This is a genomic window from Andreprevotia lacus DSM 23236, from assembly GCF_900176275.1.
In the GTDB taxonomy this organism is placed as follows: Bacteria; Pseudomonadota; Gammaproteobacteria; order Burkholderiales; family Chitinibacteraceae; genus Andreprevotia; species Andreprevotia lacus.
Window position 1 is genome coordinate 48,571 of sequence record NZ_FWXD01000013.1, and the last position, 20,692, is coordinate 69,262.

The 20,692-nt window shown below is 63.8% G+C and carries 20 protein-coding genes; 18 read left to right on the plus strand and 2 right to left on the minus strand.

Annotation, left to right across the window (positions count from 1 at the left end; translation table 11 throughout):
• Positions 1–29 precede the first annotated feature (29 nt).
• The 9 genes from flhF to B9A19_RS12075 all read left to right on the plus strand — a co-directional run bounded on the left by flhF (position 30) and on the right by B9A19_RS12075 (position 8,320).
• Positions 30–1,559 (plus strand): flagellar biosynthesis GTPase FlhF, encoded by a 1,530-nt coding sequence (flhF, locus tag B9A19_RS12035; RefSeq protein WP_084091043.1) that lies wholly within the window; start codon positions 30–32, stop codon positions 1,557–1,559.
• Complete coding sequence (locus tag B9A19_RS12040) at positions 1,552–2,442, plus strand: MinD/ParA family ATP-binding protein (RefSeq protein ID WP_139798803.1); 891 nt, start codon at positions 1,552–1,554, stop codon at positions 2,440–2,442. Before flhF ends, B9A19_RS12040 begins: the two co-directional genes overlap by 8 nt.
• A 73-nt stretch (positions 2,443–2,515) precedes the next feature.
• Positions 2,516–3,583 (plus strand): ABC transporter permease, encoded by a 1,068-nt coding sequence (locus B9A19_RS12045; protein ID WP_084091045.1) that lies wholly within the window; start codon positions 2,516–2,518, stop codon positions 3,581–3,583.
• A gap of 3 nt (positions 3,584–3,586) precedes the next feature.
• Positions 3,587–4,336, plus strand: a complete 750-nt coding sequence (locus B9A19_RS12050) for an ABC transporter ATP-binding protein (protein WP_084091046.1) — start codon at positions 3,587–3,589, stop codon at positions 4,334–4,336.
• Positions 4,333–5,376 carry an MlaD family protein gene (locus tag B9A19_RS12055; RefSeq protein WP_084091047.1) on the plus strand — a complete coding sequence of 348 codons (1,044 nt, stop codon included), beginning with the start codon at positions 4,333–4,335 and terminating at the stop codon, positions 5,374–5,376. The genes B9A19_RS12050 and B9A19_RS12055 overlap by 4 nt, the downstream gene beginning before the upstream one ends.
• Positions 5,373–5,969 carry an ABC-type transport auxiliary lipoprotein family protein gene (locus tag B9A19_RS12060; protein WP_084091048.1) on the plus strand — a complete coding sequence of 199 codons (597 nt, stop codon included), beginning with the start codon at positions 5,373–5,375 and terminating at the stop codon, positions 5,967–5,969. Before B9A19_RS12055 ends, B9A19_RS12060 begins: the two co-directional genes overlap by 4 nt.
• A 77-nt stretch (positions 5,970–6,046) precedes the next feature.
• Positions 6,047–6,796 carry an RNA polymerase sigma factor FliA gene (locus tag B9A19_RS12065; RefSeq protein WP_084091049.1) on the plus strand — a complete coding sequence of 250 codons (750 nt, stop codon included), beginning with the start codon at positions 6,047–6,049 and terminating at the stop codon, positions 6,794–6,796.
• Positions 6,797–6,808: 12 nt separating this feature from the next.
• Positions 6,809–7,549, plus strand: a complete 741-nt coding sequence (locus B9A19_RS12070; RefSeq protein WP_084091050.1) for a flagellar motor protein — start codon at positions 6,809–6,811, stop codon at positions 7,547–7,549.
• Between the two features lie 24 nt (positions 7,550–7,573).
• Complete coding sequence (locus tag B9A19_RS12075; RefSeq protein WP_084091051.1) at positions 7,574–8,320, plus strand: lysophospholipid acyltransferase family protein; 747 nt, start codon at positions 7,574–7,576, stop codon at positions 8,318–8,320.
• Between the two features lie 7 nt (positions 8,321–8,327).
• On the opposite strand, the gene B9A19_RS12080 is transcribed toward B9A19_RS12075, so the two are convergent.
• Positions 8,328–9,275: a 2-hydroxyacid dehydrogenase gene (locus B9A19_RS12080; RefSeq protein WP_084091052.1), complete on the minus strand. Its 948-nt coding sequence runs from the start codon at positions 9,273–9,275 to the stop codon at positions 8,328–8,330.
• Positions 9,276–9,417: 142 nt separating this feature from the next.
• Between B9A19_RS12080 and B9A19_RS12085 the strand changes: the two genes are divergently transcribed.
• The 4 genes from B9A19_RS12085 to B9A19_RS12100 all read left to right on the plus strand — a co-directional run bounded on the left by B9A19_RS12085 (position 9,418) and on the right by B9A19_RS12100 (position 12,614).
• Positions 9,418–11,817: a DNA translocase FtsK gene (locus B9A19_RS12085; RefSeq protein ID WP_084091053.1), complete on the plus strand. Its 2,400-nt coding sequence runs from the start codon at positions 9,418–9,420 to the stop codon at positions 11,815–11,817.
• 119 nt (positions 11,818–11,936) lie between these two features.
• Positions 11,937–12,170: a 50S ribosomal protein L28 gene (rpmB, locus tag B9A19_RS12090; protein ID WP_084091054.1), complete on the plus strand. Its 234-nt coding sequence runs from the start codon at positions 11,937–11,939 to the stop codon at positions 12,168–12,170.
• Positions 12,171–12,184: 14 nt separating this feature from the next.
• Positions 12,185–12,340, plus strand: coding sequence for a 50S ribosomal protein L33 (gene rpmG / locus B9A19_RS12095; RefSeq protein WP_084091055.1), 156 nt, complete (start codon positions 12,185–12,187; stop codon positions 12,338–12,340).
• 91 nt (positions 12,341–12,431) lie between these two features.
• Positions 12,432–12,614, plus strand: a complete 183-nt coding sequence (locus B9A19_RS12100) for a hypothetical protein (RefSeq protein WP_084091056.1) — start codon at positions 12,432–12,434, stop codon at positions 12,612–12,614.
• 99 nt (positions 12,615–12,713) lie between these two features.
• Here B9A19_RS12100 and B9A19_RS12105 read toward each other — a convergent pair whose 3' ends face one another.
• Positions 12,714–13,607 (minus strand): LysR family transcriptional regulator, encoded by an 894-nt coding sequence (locus tag B9A19_RS12105; RefSeq protein ID WP_084091057.1) that lies wholly within the window; start codon positions 13,605–13,607, stop codon positions 12,714–12,716.
• 335 nt (positions 13,608–13,942) lie between these two features.
• Between B9A19_RS12105 and B9A19_RS12110 the strand changes: the two genes are divergently transcribed.
• From B9A19_RS12110 to acs, 5 genes are all read left to right on the plus strand, one after another.
• On the plus strand, positions 13,943–14,254 hold the full coding sequence (locus B9A19_RS12110) for a DUF485 domain-containing protein (RefSeq protein ID WP_084091058.1): 312 nt from the start codon (positions 13,943–13,945) through the stop codon (positions 14,252–14,254).
• Positions 14,254–16,062, plus strand: a complete 1,809-nt coding sequence (locus tag B9A19_RS12115) for a cation acetate symporter (protein WP_139798812.1) — start codon at positions 14,254–14,256, stop codon at positions 16,060–16,062. Before B9A19_RS12110 ends, B9A19_RS12115 begins: the two co-directional genes overlap by 1 nt.
• Positions 16,063–16,129: 67 nt before the next feature.
• The gene (locus B9A19_RS12120) at positions 16,130–17,932 is read left to right on the plus strand and encodes a DUF294 nucleotidyltransferase-like domain-containing protein (protein WP_176216906.1); all 1,803 of its coding nucleotides are present in this window, start codon (positions 16,130–16,132) and stop codon (positions 17,930–17,932) included.
• Positions 17,933–17,934: 2 nt separating this feature from the next.
• The gene (locus B9A19_RS12125; protein ID WP_084091061.1) at positions 17,935–18,558 is read left to right on the plus strand and encodes a 3'-5' exonuclease; all 624 of its coding nucleotides are present in this window, start codon (positions 17,935–17,937) and stop codon (positions 18,556–18,558) included.
• A gap of 166 nt (positions 18,559–18,724) precedes the next feature.
• A complete protein-coding gene (acs, locus tag B9A19_RS12130) occupies positions 18,725–20,692 on the plus strand; it encodes an acetate--CoA ligase (RefSeq protein WP_084091062.1) in 1,968 nt (655 codons plus the stop codon).

Genomic DNA, 20,692 nt, shown 5'->3' on the forward strand with positions numbered 1-20,692 from the left:
CCCTTAACCAGAGACAACAGCAACCGGACATGGTCGTCAAAAAGTTTTACGGTGCCACGACACGCGATGCGCTCCGCCAGGTTCGGGATGAACTTGGCCCGGACGCGCTCATCCTGTCGAACCGCCAGGTAGCAGGCGGCGGCATCGAGATCATGGCCGTGGCCGACGCTGACGTGGCAGCCATCACCAGCACGCAAACCGCGCAACCGGCCCCCAAGCCGTCGCCGCGCGCCGTGCAGAATGGCGCCCGTCTGATGCGCAGCGCACAAGAGCCACCGGCCGCCGCGCCGGTGTCCAAGGCCATTGCGCGCTCTTACGCCATTCCGGACGACGACGAAGAACCCACGCTGGACGACGTGCCGACCGAACCGCCGCCCCCCGCCCGGGAAGAGCCGCTGCTGGTCCGCAGCAACCGCCCCAAGCCGCAAACGCTGCAGGACTTTGCCGTTGCGCGCCAGCAGCTGATTGAGGCGGCACAACCGGCGCCCGCACCGGTGCCACCGCGCCGGCCGCCGGAAAAAATGCCCACCTTCCGCTTCGAGGACGAAGCGCCAGAGTCCGCCGAGCCGGCCGCCCCGGTGGCCGACAAGGAGGCGATGGAAGACATCGCGCGCGAGATCCGCATGCTGCGCGGACTGCTGGAAAGCCAGCTGGCCGGTATGGCCTGGGGCGAGCTGGCCAAGCACGCGCCGGAAAAGCTCGAAGCCTTGCGCCAGTTGCTGGCCGTCGGTTTCTGCCCCGCGCTGGCCCGCCAACTCATCGACAAGATGCCGTCCGGTCTTGGCTTCGACCAGGGGCTGCGCTGGATCAAGGCTGCGATTGCACACAACCTGCCTGCCGCCAGCAATGGCGAAGACCTGATTACCAATGGTGGTACCTATGCACTGATCGGCCCGACCGGTGTCGGCAAGACCACCACGGTGGCCAAGCTGGCCGCGCGCTGCGCGCTGATGTACGGCCCCGAATCGGTGGCCTTGCTGACCACCGACAGCTACCGGATCGGCGCGCACGACCAATTGCGCATCTACGGCCGCATCATCGGCGTGCCGGTGCACGAAATCCGCGACGATACCGACCTTGAGCTGACCTTGGCTGACCTGTCCGACCGCCATCTGGTGCTGATCGACACGGTCGGCATGGGCCAGCGCGATACCCGCGTCGGCCAGCAGCTCAAGCTCTTTGAGCAGGATCAGGTGCAGACGCTGTTGCTGCTTGCCGCCAACGCCGCACCCGCCACGCTGGACGATGTGGCGCGCCGCTACCAGAACCAGCATCTGGCCGGCTGCATCGTCACCAAACTCGACGAAGCGATGAGCCTGGGCGGCTGCCTGGATGTCGCCATCCGCCACAAGCTCAAGCTGCACTTCATCACCAACGGCCAGCGCGTGCCGGAAGACCTGCACGGCGCCCGCATCGATTACCTGATCGACCGCACCTTCCGCGGTGAAACGCAAAAAGCCTTCCAGCTGCAGAACGATGAATACCCGCTGTTCATGGGTGCATCGGGCGTGAGCAGCGACAAGGACATCAAGCTCAATCTGGGTGGCATCCGTGGCTAAGCCGTGGGCAGACCAGGCTGCCGGCCTGCGCGCCATGGTTGCGCCCGGCACCTGCCGCAGCGTCAGCCTGTGCGGCGGGCGTGGTGGCATCGGCACCACCACCATTGCCATCCACCTTGCCGCCGCGCTGGCCGAACGCCAGCGCGAAGTCATTCTGCTCGATGAATACAACGGCCTGACCAATGCCGCGCACCGGCTGCGACTGACGCAGCGCTACGATTTCGAGGCCGCCGTGCGCCGCGAGGCCTCACTGGCAGACACCTTGATCCAGGCACCCGGTGGCTTTGGCATCCTGCCTGTCTCCGCCCGCCCGCAAACGCTGAGCGCATTGAACGAGCGCGAGCTGGCCTGGCTGGGGAGCGAGTTCGAATCGATCACTGGCGATGCCGACTTCCTGCTACTGGACACCCGCCCGGCCACCGGCCCCGGCGTACCCAGCCTGTCGCTGGCGGCCGACGACGTGGTGGTCATCGTGTCCGAGCGTGCCGAATCACTCACCGATGCCTATGCCACCATCAAGCTGCTGTACACCGAGTACGCGCGGCGCGAGTTCCGCATCCTGGTCAACCGCGTGGCCAGCCTGACCGAGGCCAATTTCCTCTACCAGCGCATCAAGCGTGTGGCGCAGGATTATCTGGGCAGCGCCGTAAAGCTGCGGCTGATCGGCTTTGTGCCGGAGGACGAATTGCTCAAGCGCGCCACGCGGCTGGGCAAAACGGTACTGGAAGCCTTCCCCGAGGCGGAATCAGGCCATGCCTTCCGCCAGCTGGCCGATGCCATGCTGCGCTGGCGCCAGCCGGCGGGCGGTGCCGATACGCCAGCCGATTTCGTTTACCGGCTGGTCGAATCCAGCCGCATCCTGACCGATCGCCTGCATCACTGATGACGCGCCGCGCGGACTACCCTGCCCGCTCGTTGCTGCACGGTAAGGCACCCGCCCGACCGGGGACTGCCACATGACGGCCACCCTCACCCTGCGTGACGATACCCTGCTGCTGTCCGGCCGGCTGGATGCGACCGGTTGCGCCGCTATCTGGCCTGCAGCGCGCAGCAGCGCGGCCACCACAGTCGATGCAAGCGCGGTCGATTACTGCGATGGCGCCGGTATTGCGCTGCTGTTCGAGCTGAGTCAGCGCGGTATCCGCATCGACGGACTGAGCGACGGTTACGCTGCCATGCTGCAGGCACTGCGCCCCGACCAGCCACTGGCGCAGCGTGCCACCGCACGCCGTGCCGGCTGGATCGAAGTGCTCGGGCGCGTCAGCGCGCGCACGTTAGCCTCGGTGCAAGACCGCATCGCCTTTCTGGGCGGCATCACCGTGGCCGCGCGCAGCCTGCTGCTGTCGCCGCAGCGCTTCCGCTATGCCGCCACGCTGGATGTAGCTGGCCGCGCCGGCGCCGATGCGCTGCCCATCGTCGGGCTGATTTCCTTTCTGCTGGGCGTGATCCTCGCTTTCCAGTCCGCCATTCCGATGAAGCAGTTCGGCGCCGAGCTGTTTGTCGCCAATCTGGTTGGCCTCGGGCTGGTGCGCGAGCTGTCGCCACTGATGACGGCCGTGCTGCTGGCCGGCCGCACCGGCGCAGCCTTTGCCGCCGAGCTGGGCACGATGAAGACCAATCAGGAAATCGATGCGCTCACCACCATGGGTCTGGACCCGATGCGCTTCCTGGTGCTGCCGCGTCTGGTGGCCGTCACCTTGATGACGCCCTTGCTGACAGTGCTGGCCGAAGTGATCGGGCTATTCGGCGGCGGACTGGTGTTGCTGACGCTGGATATCCCGCTCAAGACTGCGTTCTCGCAAGCCGCGCAAACAGTGGCGCTTACCGATTATGTCGGTGGCCTGTTCAAGGCGGCGGTATTCGGCTTCGGCATTGCTGCCATCGGCTGCTGGCGTGGCCTGCGCACCGGCAGCGGCGCGCAGGCGGTGGGCGATGCAGCCACTTCGGCCGTCGTCACCTCGCTGGTGTTCCTCGTCGTGTCCGATGGCCTGTTTGCCCTCGCTTACTACTATCTGGGCTGGTGAGCCATGAGCGAGCCCATCATCCGTGTCGAACAACTCACCTGCGCGTATGGCCCGGTCACGGTATTGCGCGACGTGTCGTTCAGCGTGCAGGCCGGCGAGGTCTTCGTCATTCTCGGTGGCTCGGGCTGCGGCAAATCGACGCTGCTGCGCCACCTGATCGGGCTGGAGCGCCCCGCCGCCGGCCGTATCTGGCTCGATGGCGCAGAGCTGACCGCCAGCGAGGGCGCCGCACGGCAAGCGCTGATGCGCGGCTTTGGCGTAGCCTATCAATCGGGCGCGCTGTTCGGCTCGCTCTCCGTGCTGGAGAACGTGCTGCTGCCGCTGAACGAGTTCACCAGCCTCGACCCGGCCGCACGCGAACTGGTGGCCCGGCTCAAGTTGCGGCAGGTGGGGCTGGAGAACTATGCCGATTACATGCCGGCCGCGCTGTCGGGCGGCATGCAGAAACGCGCGGCCATTGCCCGTGCGCTGGCGCTGGACCCGCGCATCCTGTTCCTTGATGAACCGTCGGCCGGGCTGGACCCGGTCACCGGTGCCGAGCTGGATGCACTGATCAAGCGGCTGGCAGGCACCCTGGGGCTGACCTTCGTGGTGGTCACCCACGAGCTGGCCAGCATATTTGCCATTGCCGATCGCGCGCTGATGCTGGATAAATCAGCCCAAGGCATGATTGCCCTCGATACACCGCAGCAACTGCGCGATCATCCGCCCAGTGCGCCGGTACGGCGCTTCTTCCACCGGGAAACCGCATGAACCCCAACGCCGGCCATTTCCGCCTTGGTCTCTTCGTCCTGACTGCGCTGATCTTCGGCAGCATCCTGCTGGTGGCCTTTGGCGCCGGCAGCTGGTTTACCAAGACCGTACTGATGGAGACCTATTTCGACGAATCGGTGCAGGGGCTGGATGTCGGCTCCAAGGTCAAATACCGAGGCGTGACCGTGGGCGAAATCAGCAAGATTTCCTTCACCCACACCAAATACCAGCTCGACCAGCCCGCCGCTGCGCGCAGCCAGTACGTGCTCGTCGAATCCAAGCTGCAGCCCGAGTTATTCGGCAGCGCCAAGCTGCCCGATTCCAGCCAGCTGGCCGAGGAAGTCGCCCGCGGCCTGCGCGTGCGCATCGCACCACAGGGGCTGACCGGCACCAACTATCTGGAAATCGACTTCACCGACCCGGCCAAGAACCCGCCGCTGCCCATTGCCTGGCAACCGCAGGCGCTCTACATCCCGTCGGCCCGCAGTGCCGTGGTGCAGATCGTGGCTGCGGCACAAAACCTGGTTTCCAAGCTGGAACGCATCAATTTCGACGACACCATCACCAAGCTCAACCGCACGCTGGACAGCAGCAACAAGGCGCTGAACGACCTGCACACCAAAGAAATCAGCGAGGCCACGCTGGAACTGCTCAAGCAGCTCAAGGCCACGCCGATCAAGGACACCGGCACGCAGGCACTGGCGCTGATGAGCGAACTGCGCGACACCAATCGCGCCGTCCGCACCCTGCTGACCGACCCGGCACTGGCCAGCGCGCCGGCCGATCTGGCCGCTGCCGCGCGCGCCGCACGCAAGGTGATGGAGAACCCCGATCTGCCCGCCACGCTGGCCCAGCTGGAGCATCTGACACGCCGGCTGGATCAGCTCGTCGCCAACCGCGACCAGCAGCTTGAATCCACGCTCGACAACCTGCACGCCGCCACCGGCGAGCTGCGCCTGCTGATCGGGCAGACCCGCAGCAATCCGTCCAGCCTGCTGTTCGGCGCCCCGCCGCAACCCTACCCGTTGCCGACCCCATGACCCGCTACGCACGCCTTCTCTGCCTTCTCCTCGCCGGCGCCCTGCTGGGTGCTTGCGCCGCGCCGCAAACGCCGCCGCAACAAACGCAATACCTGCTGTCGGCCAGCCGCAGTGGCGCGCCGCTGGCGGCACGCTACGACACCTTGCGCCTGCTGCCGCTGCGCGCCAGCCCGCCGTACGACACGCCCTACTTCGTCTATCGCGAAACCGCGCAGCGCTACGTCAGCGACCCGTATCGCGGCCTGGTATCGGCACCGGCCCTGCAGGTGGGCAACCGGCTGCAGGACTGGCTGGCGGCCAGCGGCATCGCCCGCCACGTAATCGGCCCCGGCCCGCTGCCGGCCCAGGTGCGGCTGGTGGGTGAGCTGACCCGCCTTGACGTGGACCTGCGCGATGCCAAGGCACGCGCCGTAAAACTGGAGCTTCGACTGCGTGCGGAGGACGAAAACTCGCAAGCCTTGCTGCTGGACCGCCAGTTCAGCGCCAGCGCACCACTGGCCGTAGTTACACCCGACAGTATCGCCGCAGCGGCCGATCAGGCACTGGCCAGCCTGCTGGGCGACGTGGAAACGGCGCTTTATCAGGCACGCTGAACACAGTTGCGGCTTTTCCCGGCTCGCCACTGCTGGCGGGCTCGGCTAAACTCAAAGCCGCATACCGAATTGATTCCATGCCGACCCAACGCGCCCTCCATCTTTACCGCAAGACCCAGAGCGATAGCGAACACGATCGCGTGCAGCAACATGCACCGCTGGTCCGCAAGATTGCCTATCACCTGGTCTCCCGGCTCCCCGCCAGCGTGGAAGTCGATGACCTGATCCAGGTCGGCCTGATGGGGCTGATGGAAGCGGCACGCAATTTCGATCCCAACGCCGGCGTGCAGTTCGAAACCTTTGCCACGCAACGCATACGCGGCGCCATGCTGGACGAGCTGCGCAGCGCCGACTGGATGCCGCGCCAGGCCCGCCGCAACATGCGCGAAATCGAAGCCGCCGTGCACAAGCTTGAGCAGGCGCTGGGCCGCGCACCGCAGGAAACCGAGGTGGCACAGCTGCTGGGTATTGCGCTGGAGGAATACCAGCTGCGGCTGGGCGACGCACGCGGCCACCAGTTGCTGTATTACGACGATTTTGACGACGAGGACGGCGGCAGCCACGATACGCTGGACCAGTTCGTGGCCGATCACGATGCCAATCCGCTTGAATCGCTGTCCGATGCCGGCTTTCGCAAGTTGCTGGTGGCCGGGCTGGACAGCCTGCCCGAGCGCGAAAAACTGGTGATGGCGCTGTATTACGACGAAGAACTCAACCTCAAGGAAATCGGCGCGGTGCTCGGGGTATCCGAATCGCGCGTATCCCAGTTGCACAGCCAGGCGATTGCGCGCCTGCGCAGCAAGGTCAAAGACTGGCTCGCCCGGTAAACGCGGAGACGTATGGATAAAATCAGCATCGCCGGCCTCATCCTCGGCATTACCGCCATCGTGTTCGGCCAATGGCTGGAAGGCGGACACATTGCCTCGCTGTTCCAGCTGACCGCCTTCATCATCGTGATGGGCGGCACCATCGGCGCGGTCATGCTGCAAAGCCGGCTGGATGACTTCATGGCCGGCGTGAAGATGGCCAAGTGGATTTTCGTCCCGCCCACGCATGATTTCCGCCGCGTGCTCACCACGCTGGTGAACTGGGCCCAGCACGCCCGCCGTGGCGGTCTGCTGTCGCTGGAAGCCTATGTCGGCAGCGAAAAGGATGTCTTCGTCAAACGTGGCCTGACCATGCTGGTGGACGGTGCCGAGCCGGAAACCATACGCCGTGCGCTGGAGCTGGATGTGGATGCCTTCGAGGCCCGCGCCCGCGCTGCGGCCAAAATCTGGGAATCGGCCGGCGGCTATGCCCCCACCATCGGCATTCTGGGCGCGGTGATGGGGCTGATCCACGTGATGGAAAACCTCACCGACCCGTCCAAGCTGGGCGCCGGCATTGCCGTGGCCTTTGTCGCCACCATTTATGGCGTGGGCTCGGCCAACCTGATTTTCCTGCCTATCTCCAACAAGCTGCGCCACCACATCAACATCGAAATCCGCCGCCGCGAAATGATGCTGGAAGGGCTGGTCACCATCGCCAATGGTGAAAATCCACGTTTGCTGGAAAACAAGCTGGCCGGGTTTATCCTGTAAGTATTCCTTCCGCCCGGAGATTGCATGCTCTGGCTGCTGGCACGACTCAAGCAACTGGCCGCATGGCTGGACCTGGTGCTGTTCACGCTGCTGATGATGCTGCTGGCACGGCTGCCGCTGCGCTGGCTTGCCGGCTTCTACCCCGCGCTGTTCCACGCGTGGTGCCGCTGCTTTGTGCGCGCACTGGGGGTCGAGCTGCGGCTGCACCAACATCAAAGCAAACCGCTGCCCGAGCATTTCATCCTGATTGCCAACCACCCGTCTGCCTTCGAGGATGTCGGCATTCCCGCGCTGTTTCCGGTGGTCAGCCTGGCCAAAGAGGAAGTGCGCGACTGGTGGTTCGTCGGCCGCATTGCCGAGGCTGCCGGCACACTGTTCGTGCAGCGCGAGAGCAAGGATTCGCGCCAGGCCGCGCTGCAGGCGATGATAGAGGGCGTCAAGGGCGGCCGGAACATCGCACTCTACCCCGAGGGCGGCTGCAAGGGCCGCCGGCTGTGGGAGAAATTCCTCTACGGCGCCTTCACCGTGTCACTGGAAACCGGCGTACCCATCGTGCCGGTATTCCTGCACTACGAGGCACAAGAGGCCTTCGAGTGGGCGCCGGGCGAGACCCTGCTGCAGAAAATCCGCGCCATCATCACCGCGCCCAATCACACCGCCAACTACCACGTATTCGACCCGCTCTACCCGGCCGATTTTGCCGACCGGGAAAGCTACTCGGCGCACGCCTACCAGCAGTTCCTCAACTGGCAGGCGCGTTTTCTGGACTAGCTCGGCCTCACAGCACTTCCGTGAGCAAGGGCGCACCATCCGCCCACGCACGCAGATTGGCAAAGGTCAGCTCGCCCATCGCGTTGCGGGTTTCCTCGGTAGCGCTGCCGATATGTGGCAGCAACACCACATTGTCCATGCCGAGCAAGGCGGCCGGCACGTCCGGTTCATCCTCGAACACGTCCAGCCCGGCGCCGGCAATCATGCCATCCTGCAGCGCCTGCACTAGCGCGACTTCATCCACCACCGAGCCACGCGCCACGTTGATCAGCACGCCTTGCGGCCCCAACGCGGCCAGCACCGCCGCATTCACGGTGTGCACGGTATCGGCGCCGCCCGGCAATGCCAGCACCAGATAATCGGACACCGCAGCCAGCGCGACCAGATCGGCGTAATAGGGATAGGCCACATCATCCTTGCGGCGCGGCCCGTGATACGCAATGCGCATACCGAAGGCCTCGGCACGCTTGGCCACCGCGCGGCCGATGCCGCCCATGCCGACGATGCCACAGGTCTTGCCGGCCGGAGAGCGCCCGAGGCCGAAAGTGCCCTGCGGCCAGCGGCCGGCGCGCACAAAGCGGTCGGCCTCGCAGATACGGTGCGACACGGCCAGCAGCAAGGCCAGCGCACAGTCGGCCACGCCTTCGCACAACACCCCCGGCGTATTGGTCACCCGCACGCCGCGGGCTTTTGCGGCGGCGATATCGATCGAGTCATAACCCACGCCAAAACTGGTGATGATTTCCAGATTCGGCAGCGCGGCAATCAGATTGGCATCGGCACCGACAAAACTGGTCGTGACGATGGCGCGCACGTCGGATGCATGCAGGGCCAGCACGGCGGCGCGGTCAGCCGCCTGCCACAGCGGCACGGTGGTGAAATCACGTTCAACGGCAACCTGCAGCGACGGCAACAAGGGGGTGGTCAGCAAGACTACGGGGCGGGAAGTATTCATGGGGGCGGGATCGACAGCAAAACAACATGCTGCCAAAGCCGGGCGGGTGTGCGCAACCGGATGACGGTTGACCTCAACTCGCAACGCTGCGGCAGGCGTGGTGTGGCTATAATCGCTCATCAACGAAACAAGCTGTCCGCCAATGGCCGTATTCCGCAAGAAGAACGTCGCGAACGCCTCCACCCGCACGGCGCTGCCCGCGCCGCTGGCCAATCTGCTGCGCGAATCGTGGTGGCTGCTGCTGGTGGCCGTGGTGCTGTATCTGGTGCTGGCACTGGCCACCTATCACCCGTCCGACCCTGGCTGGTCGCACAGCGCCACGCAGGCCGAGATCAGGAACCGTGGTGGCTGGCTGGGCGCACGCGTGGCGGATATTTTCCTGTCACTGTTCGGCCTGTCTGCCTGGTGGTGGGTGCCGTTCTGCCTGGCTGCCATCCTGTGGGGCTATCGCCGCATAGACCGCGTGAATACCGAATCATCGCGCCCGGTCATTTTCTTTGCCTGCACCGGCTTTGCCTTCATGCTGCTGGCCAGTTGCAGTCTGGAAACACTGCGCCTGCACTCGCTGAAAATCCCCCTGCCCGATGCGCCGGGCGGCATTCTTGGCTACGCGCTGGGCGGCTGGTTGCTGCACGGCATGGGCTTTGCTGGCGCCACGCTGACCCTGGTGGCGGTCTTCGGCATCGGCTTCTCGCTGTTCACCGGTGTGTCGTGGCTGGATGTAATGGAACGCACCGGCAGCGTGCTGGAGTGGATGTACGCCAGCGTGCGTGACCGCTGGGCCGCCGCGCAGGATCGCAAGATCGGCCGCCAAGCCGCCGAGGACCGCAAGATCAAGGTCACCGAAGAGAAAAAGCGCCAGGAAGAACACGCACCGATCAAGATTGAAGCCGCGCAGCTCGAAGTACCAGTGGCGCCCGCCGCCGAGCGCAAGCTGGAAAAGGAGAAGAAGGCGCAGGAAAAACAGCAGATCGAAGCCGAACGGCAAGCCGCACAACCCAGCCTGTTCGAGCTGGACGAGTTGCCCGCTGCCCGCCCGGCCCCCAAGCAGGGCAACGATGCCCTGCCGCCGCTGTCGCTGCTGGCCCCCGCGCCGGTGGCGCAGGAAACCATCAGCACCGAAACGCTGGAGTTCACCTCCAACCTGATCGAGCGCAAGCTGGCCGACTTCAACGTACAGGTGAAAGTGATCGCGGCCTACCCCGGCCCGGTGATCACCCGCTACGAGATCGAGCCCGCCGTTGGCGTGAAGGGCGCGCAGATCGTCAACCTGATGAAGGATCTGGCGCGCGCGCTGGGGCTGGTATCGATCCGCGTGGTGGAAACCATCCCCGGCAAGACCTGCATGGGGCTGGAGCTGCCCAATCCGTCGCGCCAGACCATACGCCTGTCCGAAATCATCGCATCCGAGCCCTATCACCATATGAGCTCCAGGCTCACCATGGCGCTGGGCAAGGACATTACCGGCAAACCCATCGTCACCGATCTGGGCAAGGCACCGCATTTGCTGGTGGCCGGCACCACCGGCTCGGGCAAGTCGGTGGGGGTGAATGCGATGATCCTCAGCCTGCTGTACAAGGCCACGCCGGAGGAAGTTCGCTTCATCATGGTTGACCCGAAGATGCTGGAACTGTCGGTGTACGACGGCATCCCGCATCTGCTGGCCCCGGTGGTCACCGACATGAAGCTGGCCGCCAATGCGCTCAACTGGTGCGTGGCCGAGATGGAAAAACGCTACCGGCTGATGAGCAGCCTGGGCGTGCGCAACCTGGCTGGCTACAACCAGAAGATCAAGGATGCCGAAAAAGCCGGCCAGAGGCTGACCAACCCGTTCACCCTCACGCCGGACAACCCCGAGCCGCTGGAACACCTACCCTTCATCGTGGTGGTGGTGGATGAATTTGCCGACCTGATGATGGTGGCCGGCAAGAAGATTGAAGAACTGATCGCGCGGCTGGCACAGAAGGCGCGCGCCGCCGGCATCCACTTGATCCTCGCCACGCAACGCCCGTCGGTGGACGTGATTACCGGCCTGATCAAGGCCAATATCCCGACGCGCATTGCCTTCCAGGTCTCGAGCAAGGTCGATTCGCGCACCATCCTCGACCAGATGGGCGCCGAGGCGCTGCTGGGCCAGGGCGACATGCTCTACCTGCCGCCGGGCACCGGCTATCCGCAGCGCGTGCATGGCGCCTTCTGCGCCGATGATGAAGTACACGCCGTGGTCGAGCACCTCAAGCAGACCGGCGAGCCGGATTACATCGACGGCATCCTCAACGGCGGCTTTGAAGCCGAGGCTGCAGGCGGCGGCGCGCCATGGGAAAGCGGCGGCACCGAAGGGACCGAAGGCGACGCCTTGTACGATGAAGCCGTGGCATTTGTGCTGAAAAGCCGCAAGGCATCGATTTCTTCCGTGCAGAGGCAGCTGCGAATCGGCTACAATCGCGCCGCACGCCTCATCGAACAGATGGAGCAGGCCGGCCTGGTCAGCCCGATGGAAACCAACGGCAACCGTACTGTGCTGGCCCCCGCACACGAATGAACACCCCGCCCGATGCAGTGCATTGTTGCGTCGGTGTCACCTTCGCCCACAATTGGGCTTGAACCCGAACAGCGGATCATGTTATAAATCCGCTTTTTCCGAAGTCAGGAATTTTTATCATGGCACGAGTATGTAAGGTCACCGGCAAGCGTCCGATGTCCGGGAACAATGTTTCCCACGCCAACAACAAGACCAAGCGTCGTTTCCTCCCGAACCTGCAATCCCGCCGTTTCTGGGTTGAAAGCGAAAACCGTTGGGTGCGCCTGCGCGTTTCCAACGCTGCCCTGCGCACCATCGACAAGAACGGCATCGACGTCGTTCTGGCCGACCTGCGCGCCCGCGGCGAACTGTAAGGTAGGAAAGAATCATGCGTGAAAAGATCAAGCTCGAGTCGTCCGCTGGTACTGGTCACTTCTACACCACGACCAAGAACAAGCGCACCATGCCGGAAAAGCTGGAGATCAAGAAGTTCGATCCGGTTGCCCGCAAGCATGTGCTGTACAAGGAAACCAAGCTTAAATAAGCTTGTTGCTCCGGTGCCGCATACTCGAAAACCCCGCTTCGGCGGGGTTTTTATTTAGTACGCTGTGGCATCGCCACTCAGGAAAACCACCATGCCGATCAACCATTTTGACCTGCAGCGCCTTGCCGCCGTGCGCATCAAGGAAAACATCCGCAAGAAAGGCTCGCCCGACCGCTTTGGCAAGGATTCGTCCGACCTGAAGGGTGACGAGGGCGCCACCAGCAAATCGCTGGTAGGCCGGCTGATCAAGCAGCACGTCGATACCAAGAAATAGGCCGCCTGGCGCACCAGCGCCATGTGGTCGCAGCAGCCTTGGTGATCAAGCCGCATGCCAGCGGCCGCCGATGCGCCATTGCGCAAGCAAGCGCCGCGCTTATTCGCCGCTGGGCTGCCAGACCTCCAGCAGTGTTTCGCGCAGCATGGCCAGCAGCGGGTCTTCCTCGCGCTCGGCCGAGTAGATGAACTGCAGCGGCGCGGAGATCACCGTCTCGCCGCCGCGCCACAGCGCAATCGAACCATCCGCCGCAAAGCGGTGCGCGGTGCGCTCGGCCAGTAGCGCCACACCCAGGCCGGATTTCACCAGCTCGACCAGTACGGCCTCTTCATCCGATTCGCCCACCTTGCGCGGGGCGATGTTCTGCATGCGCCATACTTCCTGCGTGATGGCGGATATGCTGGAAAACTGCGACACCCCCAGCCATGGCGCCCGGCCCAGCTCGCGCCAATCCGCATTCTCCAGCTCCTCGCGCCGCTGTGGCGGCAAGGCCACACAGAAGCGGATTTCGGTCAGCGGCAGCGTGTTCACGTTCTGGTAGGGGTTGCGGCCCAGATAAAAACCGCCATCCAGCGTTTTCTTGCGCACCTCGTTCAGCACGCTGCCCGAGATGCCGTGCGCAGTCTGCACCGTCAGCAGCGGATAGCGTGTTTTCAGGCAGGCCAGCCATGGCCCGAGCTTGAGCCGTGCCGGTACGCCTATGGTGCCGATGCGCACCTTGCCCTTGGGCTCGGCCACCAGCGACTTGGCGCGATTGAGCATGCTGCGCGACAACGCCAGCATTTGCTCCGCATCGGGCAGCAGGGTCTTGCCGGCCTCGGTGAGCTGCACCCCCCCCGGATAGCGCTCGAACAGCGACACGCCCAGCTCTTCCTCCAGCGCCTTGATCTGCGCCGTAACAGCCGGTTGCGACAGGTGCAGCAGCTCGGCAGCCTGGGTCAGGTGTCCCTGCTGCGCGACCGCAACAAAGGTGCGTAGTTGGTAAAGTTCCATCGGCCTCGGTCTTCAAAATCCCGCTTTCTGACTAGGGATTATCCCCTAAAGCACGCAAGCGGTGCATCCGCACCCGAATGGTATATGTAGTCGTAAAATGAGGATTACACACAGTTTGGTAAGGATGGGGCAACGCAACATCAAAAATCCTGATTTCTGCTATCAATAATTCCAATTGGATGGGAGAAAGCCCCCACTCCTAAAGTAAGGCAGCAATCCTGCCCGCACGGCGGATTTCGCTCACCGGTATTGCGCTGTCGCGACACCGGCATCGCAAGCACCAAAACCGGGCAGCTGCGGACGCAGCCTTCCGGCCATACATTGAGGAGCAGGGCATGGATGAAGCATTGATCCAGCGGATACAGAACAATCCCAAATTCGCGGAACTGGTACACAAGAAAGGCAGGCTGTCGTGGTGCCTGTCGGTGGTGATGCTCGTGATTTATTACGGGTTCATCCTGACCATCGCATTCTCGCCCGAGACACTGGGCAAGCCACTGTCGGCAGGTGGCGTCACCACTGTCGGCATCCCGGTCGGTCTGTTCGTCATCGTGTCAGCCTTCGTGCTGACCGGCATCTATGTGCGCCGCGCCAACACCGAATTCGACCAACTGACCAAGGAACTGGTCGAGGAGTCCCGCCAATGATGCGTTCATTGCAAACCCGCCTTGGTCTGCTGGCCACCGGCCTGCTGGTCAACGCCTCCGTCTGGGCATCAGGCAGCATCGATGGCCCGGTGGAAAAACAAGGCGTGAACCTTCATGCCATCGCCATGTTCATCGTGTTCGTGGCGCTGACCTTGGGCATCACCTACTGGGCTGCCCAGCGCACCCGTTCTGCCAAGGATTTCTATGCCGCCGGGGGCGGCATCAGCGGCTTCCAGAACGGTCTGGCGATTGCCGGCGACTATATGTCGGCAGCCTCCTTTCTCGGCATTTCCGCACTGGTGTTCGACAAGGGCTATGACGGCCTGATCTACTCGATCGGTTTCCTGGTCGGCTGGCCGCTGATCACCTTCCTGGTCGCCGAACGCCTGCGCAACCTCGGCAAGTTCACCTTTGCCGACGTCGCCTCGTATCGCCTGGCACAAACCCCGCTGCGCACCTTTGCTGCCACCGGCACGCTGTTCACCGTCGCGCTCTACCTGATCGCGCAAATGGTGGGCGCCGGCAAGCTGATCCAGTTGCTGTTCGGCTTGAACTACACCTTGGCCGTGGTGCTGGTGGGTGTGCTGATGGTGATTTATGTGACCTTCGGCGGCATGCTGGCCACCACTTGGGTGCAGATCATCAAGGCCGTACTGCTGCTGTCCGGCGCCACCTTCATGGCGCTGATGGTGCTGAGTCATGTCGGCTTCAGCGTGGAAAGCATGTTTGCCACGGCAGTCGAAGTGAAGCACGCCGCAGCGCAGGCATTGTCGGCCAAGGCTGGCGCCGCATCGGAAGCCGCCGCCAAGGCACTGGCCACGCACGCGGCCGACGCATCCGAAGTGGCCGCCAAGGCCAAGACGCTGACTGCCGATGCCGCAAAGGCCGCCAAGGCCAACGTGATGGCGCCGGGGGGACTGGTATCGAATCCGATTGATGCCATTTCGCTGGGCCTGGCACTGATGTTCGGTACCGCCGGCCTGCCGCACATCCTGATGCGTTTCTTCACCGTGAAGGACGCCAAGGAAGCGCGCAAATCGGTGTTCGTAGCCACTGGCTTCATCGGCTACTTCTACATCCTGACCTTCATCATCGGTTTCGGCGCCATCATGCTGGTTTCGACCAATCCGGCCTTCAAGGATGCCGCCGGCAAGCTGGTGGGTGGTTCCAACATGGCGGCGGTGCATCTGGCGCATGCCGTGGGTGGTGAATACTTCTTCGGCTTCATCTCGGCCGTGGCCTTTGCCACCATCCTGGCGGTGGTATCGGGCCTGACGCTGTCGGGCGCCTCGGCGGTATCGCACGATCTGTACGCCAACGTGATCGCCCGTGGCCGCACCAACGAAGCACAGGAAATCCGCGTCTCGAAGTACGCCACCGTGGGTCTGGGCATCGTCGCCATCCTGCTCGGCATCCTGTTCGAGAAGCAGAACATCGCCTTCATGGTGGGCCTGGCGTTCTCGATTGCCGCTTCGGCCAACTTCCCGGTGCTGTTCCTGTCGATGTTCTGGCGCGGGCTGACCACCCGTGGTGCGGTGATTGGCGGCGCCATCGGGCTGATCTCGGCCGTGGTGCTCATCATTCTCGGCCCACCGGTATGGGAAGCCACGTTGGGCAACCCGGCCAAGAGCGCGCCGTTCCCGTACAGCAACCCGGCCATCTTCTCGATGACCCTGGCCTTCTTCTTCACCTGGCTGTTCTCGGTGACGGACAAGAGCCCGCGCGCCGAGAGCGAACAGGCGGCCTTCCTGCCGCAGTTCATCCGTTCGATGACCGGCATCGGGGCCGAAGGCGCCAGCAAGCATTAAGATCCATGGCGCAATGCAACGCCCCGCCCTGCGGGGCGTTGTCATTTGCAAGCACAGGGAATGCCATATGGCCCAGCTATTCGACTTTCGCCACCCGCCCTTCGACAGCCTGAGCGATGTGGACCACCGCCGCGTCGAATCTGCCGCCGACCTGGCCTACTTCCCCGCTGGTAGCACCGTCATGGCGGCCGGCAGCCCGGTGGACAGCCTGTTCGTGATCGCCAAGGGGCAGATGGCGGAATTCGAGGGCAGCGAATGCCGCACGGTATACGGCGCGCAGGACAGCGTAGACCCGCGCGCACTGATCAGCGGCAGCACCGGGCTTGATTATCGTGCGCTGGACGACACGCTGGCCTGGCAGATACCACGGTCACTGCTGCTGGAGCTGACCCAGCGCAACGTGCAGTTTGCCGCCTATTTTTACCAGAGCGTGGCGCAGAAACTGGCTGCCCTGGCCGACCGCCCCATGCAGCGCGAGCTGCGCCCGGCACTGGTGGCCAAGGTGCAGCAAACCTATATCACCCCGCCGATCTGGCTGACCGATGACGACACGGTGCTGATCGCCGCCGAGCAGATGCGCGCCCGGCACTGCAGCACGGTGCTGGTACGTGGCCCGCTGGGGCCGGGCGTTTTCACGCTGAGCGACCTGCGCAACGTGGTCATCGATGGGCGCAACCCGGCCGAAACGCCACTGGGCGATTATGCGCAGCGCACGCTGCACACCGTGGACGAAGACGCCCATGTATTCGAGGCCATGCTGACCATGGCCCGCCACACCGTACAACGCGTGCTGGTGACGCGCGCAGGCGCCATCGTCGGCGTGCTGGAGCAGGTCAACCTGCTGTCCTATCTGAGCAATAACTCGCAGATCGTCGCCACGCAGATCGAGCGCGCCGGCAGCGTAGCCGAGCTGAAAAGTGCCGCCGACAGCATGACGCGGCTGGTCGAGCTGTTGCACGGCAGCGGCGTCAAGGTCACGCTGATTGCCGGCCTGGTCAGCGAGCTGCACCGGAAAATGCTGGCGCGGCTGTTTGCCCTGCTGGCCCCGGCAGACATGCTTGATCACGTCTGCCTGCTGATGCTCGGCTCCGAAGGGCGCGGCGAGCAGATCCTGCCCACCGATCAGGACAACGCGCTGATCATTGCCGACGGCTATGACCACCCGCAACTGGCCGAGGTATGCGAGCAGTTCAACGCTGCGCTGATCACGCTGGGCTATCCGCCCTGCCCCGGCGACATCATGGCGCGCAACCCGTTCTGGCGGCGCAGCGTGCACGGTTTCCGTCACGCGCTCGACGAATGGGTGGACAGCGCCAGCGGGGAAAACGTCATGCACCTGGCCATCTGGAGCGACGCGGTCGCGGTAGCCGGCCAGGTGCAGCTGCTGACCACACTGCAGCAGCACCTGGGCCGCCGCGTGCAGGGCAACGATGCGTATCTGGGCCGCTTTGCCTTCGTGATCGAGCAGTTCGATCAGCAACCCGGCCTGCTCAGTCAGTGGCTGGGACACCACGACACCGATATCGACCTGAAGAAAGCCGGCATTTTCCCCATCGTGCATGGGGTGCGCACCCTTGCCCTGGCACACGGTGTGCCAGCCAGCAATAGTTACCAGCGGCTGGATCAGCTGGCCAGCCAGGGTCATCTGTCCACCACGCTGGCGCAAGACCTGGCCGAATCGCTGGCCTTGCTGCAGGGCCTGTACCTGAAAACCGGCCTGCAGCGCCGCCAGCGGGGCGAAGCGGTCAGCTACCGGATCAGCCCGGCCCAGCTGGGCACGCTGGAGCGCGACCTGCTCAAGGATGCGCTCAAGGTGGTGCGGCAATTCCGCGCGCTGCTGCGGCAGCGTTATCACCTGCAGGCCCTCTGATCATGTGGACGGCCCTGCTCGAACGCTGGCGGCTGCGCCGCCTGCAGCGCAAGCTGCGCAACCCGGCCTACGCGCACCTGCTTGCCCCATACGCCGGGGACGAAGCAGTCTGCATCGATTGCGAAACATCGAGCCTCGACCCCTCGCGGGCGGAAATCCTCTCCATCGCGGCAGTGCGCATCAAGGGCAACCGGCTGTGCGTCAGCGACCATCTGCTGCTGACGGTGCGGCCACAGCGGCGCATCGACCCCGCCACGGTGCCCATCCACGGCCTGCGCGAGCAGGATGTCGCCGATGGCCTGCCGGTGGCCGATGCACTGGCGAAATTGCTGGCCTATATCGGCAATCGCCCGCTGGTGGGCTATTACCTGGAGTTTGATGTCGCCATCATCAACCGCCATTTGCGGCCGCTGATCGGCATCGGCCTGCCCAACCGGCGCATCGAGGTGTCCGCGTTGTACTACGACCGCCATGTTTCGGCCTACCGACCCGAGGTGGACCTGTCGCTGGACGCAATCAGCCATACGCTGCAACTGCCCGCGCTGCCGCGCCATGACCCGCTGTGCGACGCGCTGATGGCCGGTCTGATCTATCTCAAGCTGCAAACGCGGACGCCAAATCCGTAAGTGGGTGCCAGCCGGTTCGTCACATCAGCGTAACTGATCCCCGACATCAAAATTCGCAATTGGATTTCGCTCTGGCGCGGCGATAGATTGACGCTCGAATTCTGCCCGGCATGGCTTGCCGCCGCAGTAGAGCTTTCTGCATTCCCCATCCCCTCCAGGAGCCACCATGAGCGCTATCGATTCCGTCCTCAAGGAAACCCGTCTGTTTCCGCCTTCCGATGAATTCCGCACCAAGGCCAATGTCTCGGGCATGGAGGGCTACAACGCCCTGTGCGAGAAGGCCAACAACGACTATGAAGGCTTCTGGGCTGAACTCGCTCGCGAACTGGTGACCTGGAAGAAGCCGTTCACCAAGACCCTCAACGACAGCAATGCCCCGGCCTACAAGTGGTTTGAAGACGGCGAGCTGAACGTGTCGTACAACTGTATTGACCGTCACCTTGAAGCACGCGGCAACAAGACCGCCATCATTTTCGAAGCCGACGACGGCTCGGTGACCAAGGTCACCTACCGCGAGCTGTACGAGCGCGTCTGTGCCTTCGCCAACGGCCTGAAGAGCCTGGGCGTGAGCAAGGGCGACCGCGTGGTCATCTACATGCCGCATGGCATCGAAGCCGTGGTCGCCATGCAGGCCAGCGCCCGTATCGGCGCCATCCACTCGGTGGTATTCGGTGGTTTCTCGGCCGGCGCACTGCGCGACCGCATTGCCGATGCCCAAGCCAAGGTCGTGATTACCGCCAACCAATCCGTGCGTGGCGGCAAAGCCGTTCCGCTCAAGGCCACCACTGACGAAGCCGTCGCGCTCGGCGGTTGCGAGTCGGTCAGCAAGATCGTGGTTTACCAGCGTACCGATGCAGCGCCGGAACAATGGTCCGACCTCAACATCTGGTGGCACGATCTGGTGGCCGGCCAGCCGGCCGATTGCGAGCCGGAATGGGTTGACGCGGAACACCCGCTGTTCATCCTGTACACCTCCGGCTCCACTGGCAAGCCCAAGGGCATCCAGCACTCCACCGGCGGCTATCTGCTGGGCTCGCAAGTGACCATGCAATGGGTGTTCGACTACAAGGAAAACGACGTTTTCTGGTGCACGGCCGATGTGGGCTGGATTACCGGCCACAGCTACGTCGCCTACGGCCCGCTGGGTATCGGTGCTACGCAAATCGTGTTCGAAGGCGTGCCGACCTTCCCGGATGCCGGCCGTTTCTGGCAGATGATCGAAAAGCACAAGGTCACCACCTTCTATACCGCGCCGACCGCCATCCGCTCGCTGATCAAGCTGGGCGGCGATCTGCCCAAGCAGTACGATCTGTCCAGCCTGCGCGTGCTGGGCACCGTGGGTGAGCCGATCAACCCCGAAGCGTGGATCTGGTATCACGAAGTCGTTGGTGGCGGCCGCTGCCCGATCGTCGATACCTGGTGGCAGACCGAAACCGGCGCCAACATGATCGCCCCGCTGCCGGGTGCCGTGGCGACCAAGCCGGGTTCGTGCACGCTGCCGCTGCCGGGCATTATCGTCGATATCGTTGATGAATCGGGTGCACCGGTCGAGCCGGGCAAGGGTGGTTTCCTCGTCATCAAGAAACCGTGGCCGTCGATGGTTCGCACCATCTGGAATGACCCGGACCGCTTCAAGAAGACCTATTTCCCGGAAGAGTACAACAGCAAGCTGTACCTGGCGGGTGACTCGGCAAACCGTGACGAGAATGGTTACATCTGGATCATGGGCCGTATCGACGACGTGCTGAACGTCTCGGGCCACCGTCTGGGCACGATGGAAATCGAATCGGCGCTGGTGGCCAACCCGCTGGTGGCCGAAGCAGCTGTTGTTGGCAAGCCACACGAGATCAAGGGCGAAGCCGTGGTCGCATTCGTGGTGCTCAAGGGCGAGCGCCCGGAAGGCGAAGACGCGAAAAAGATCGCCAAAGAGCTGCGCGAGTGGGTTGCACACGAAATCGGCAAGATTGCCCAGCCGGACGAAATCCGTTTTGGCGACAACCTGCCCAAGACCCGTTCGGGCAAGATCATGCGCCGTCTGTTGCGTGATATTGCCAAGGGCCAGTCGATCACGCAGGATACGTCGACGCTGGAAAACCCGGCCATTCTCGATCAGCTCGCCAAGAGCGCCATCTGA

Coding starts and splice junctions, on each gene's coding strand:
- flhF (WP_084091043.1), top strand. CDS start 30: ATGGTCGTCAAAAAGTTTTACGGTGCCACGACACGCGATGCGCTCCGC.
- B9A19_RS12045 (WP_084091045.1), top strand. CDS start 2,516: ATGACGGCCACCCTCACCCTGCGTGACGATACCCTGCTGCTGTCCGGC.
- B9A19_RS12050 (WP_084091046.1), top strand. CDS start 3,587: ATGAGCGAGCCCATCATCCGTGTCGAACAACTCACCTGCGCGTATGGC.
- B9A19_RS12055 (WP_084091047.1), top strand. CDS start 4,333: ATGAACCCCAACGCCGGCCATTTCCGCCTTGGTCTCTTCGTCCTGACT.
- B9A19_RS12060 (WP_084091048.1), top strand. CDS start 5,373: ATGACCCGCTACGCACGCCTTCTCTGCCTTCTCCTCGCCGGCGCCCTG.
- B9A19_RS12065 (WP_084091049.1), top strand. CDS start 6,047: ATGCCGACCCAACGCGCCCTCCATCTTTACCGCAAGACCCAGAGCGAT.
- B9A19_RS12070 (WP_084091050.1), top strand. CDS start 6,809: ATGGATAAAATCAGCATCGCCGGCCTCATCCTCGGCATTACCGCCATC.
- B9A19_RS12075 (WP_084091051.1), top strand. CDS start 7,574: ATGCTCTGGCTGCTGGCACGACTCAAGCAACTGGCCGCATGGCTGGAC.
- B9A19_RS12080 (WP_084091052.1), bottom strand. CDS start 9,275: ATGAATACTTCCCGCCCCGTAGTCTTGCTGACCACCCCCTTGTTGCCG.
- B9A19_RS12085 (WP_084091053.1), top strand. CDS start 9,418: ATGGCCGTATTCCGCAAGAAGAACGTCGCGAACGCCTCCACCCGCACG.
- rpmB (WP_084091054.1), top strand. CDS start 11,937: ATGGCACGAGTATGTAAGGTCACCGGCAAGCGTCCGATGTCCGGGAAC.
- rpmG (WP_084091055.1), top strand. CDS start 12,185: ATGCGTGAAAAGATCAAGCTCGAGTCGTCCGCTGGTACTGGTCACTTC.
- B9A19_RS12100 (WP_084091056.1), top strand. CDS start 12,432: ATGCCGATCAACCATTTTGACCTGCAGCGCCTTGCCGCCGTGCGCATC.
- B9A19_RS12105 (WP_084091057.1), bottom strand. CDS start 13,607: ATGGAACTTTACCAACTACGCACCTTTGTTGCGGTCGCGCAGCAGGGA.
- B9A19_RS12110 (WP_084091058.1), top strand. CDS start 13,943: ATGGATGAAGCATTGATCCAGCGGATACAGAACAATCCCAAATTCGCG.
- B9A19_RS12115 (WP_139798812.1), top strand. CDS start 14,254: ATGCGTTCATTGCAAACCCGCCTTGGTCTGCTGGCCACCGGCCTGCTG.
- B9A19_RS12120 (WP_176216906.1), top strand. CDS start 16,130: ATGGCCCAGCTATTCGACTTTCGCCACCCGCCCTTCGACAGCCTGAGC.
- B9A19_RS12125 (WP_084091061.1), top strand. CDS start 17,935: ATGTGGACGGCCCTGCTCGAACGCTGGCGGCTGCGCCGCCTGCAGCGC.
- acs (WP_084091062.1), top strand. CDS start 18,725: ATGAGCGCTATCGATTCCGTCCTCAAGGAAACCCGTCTGTTTCCGCCT.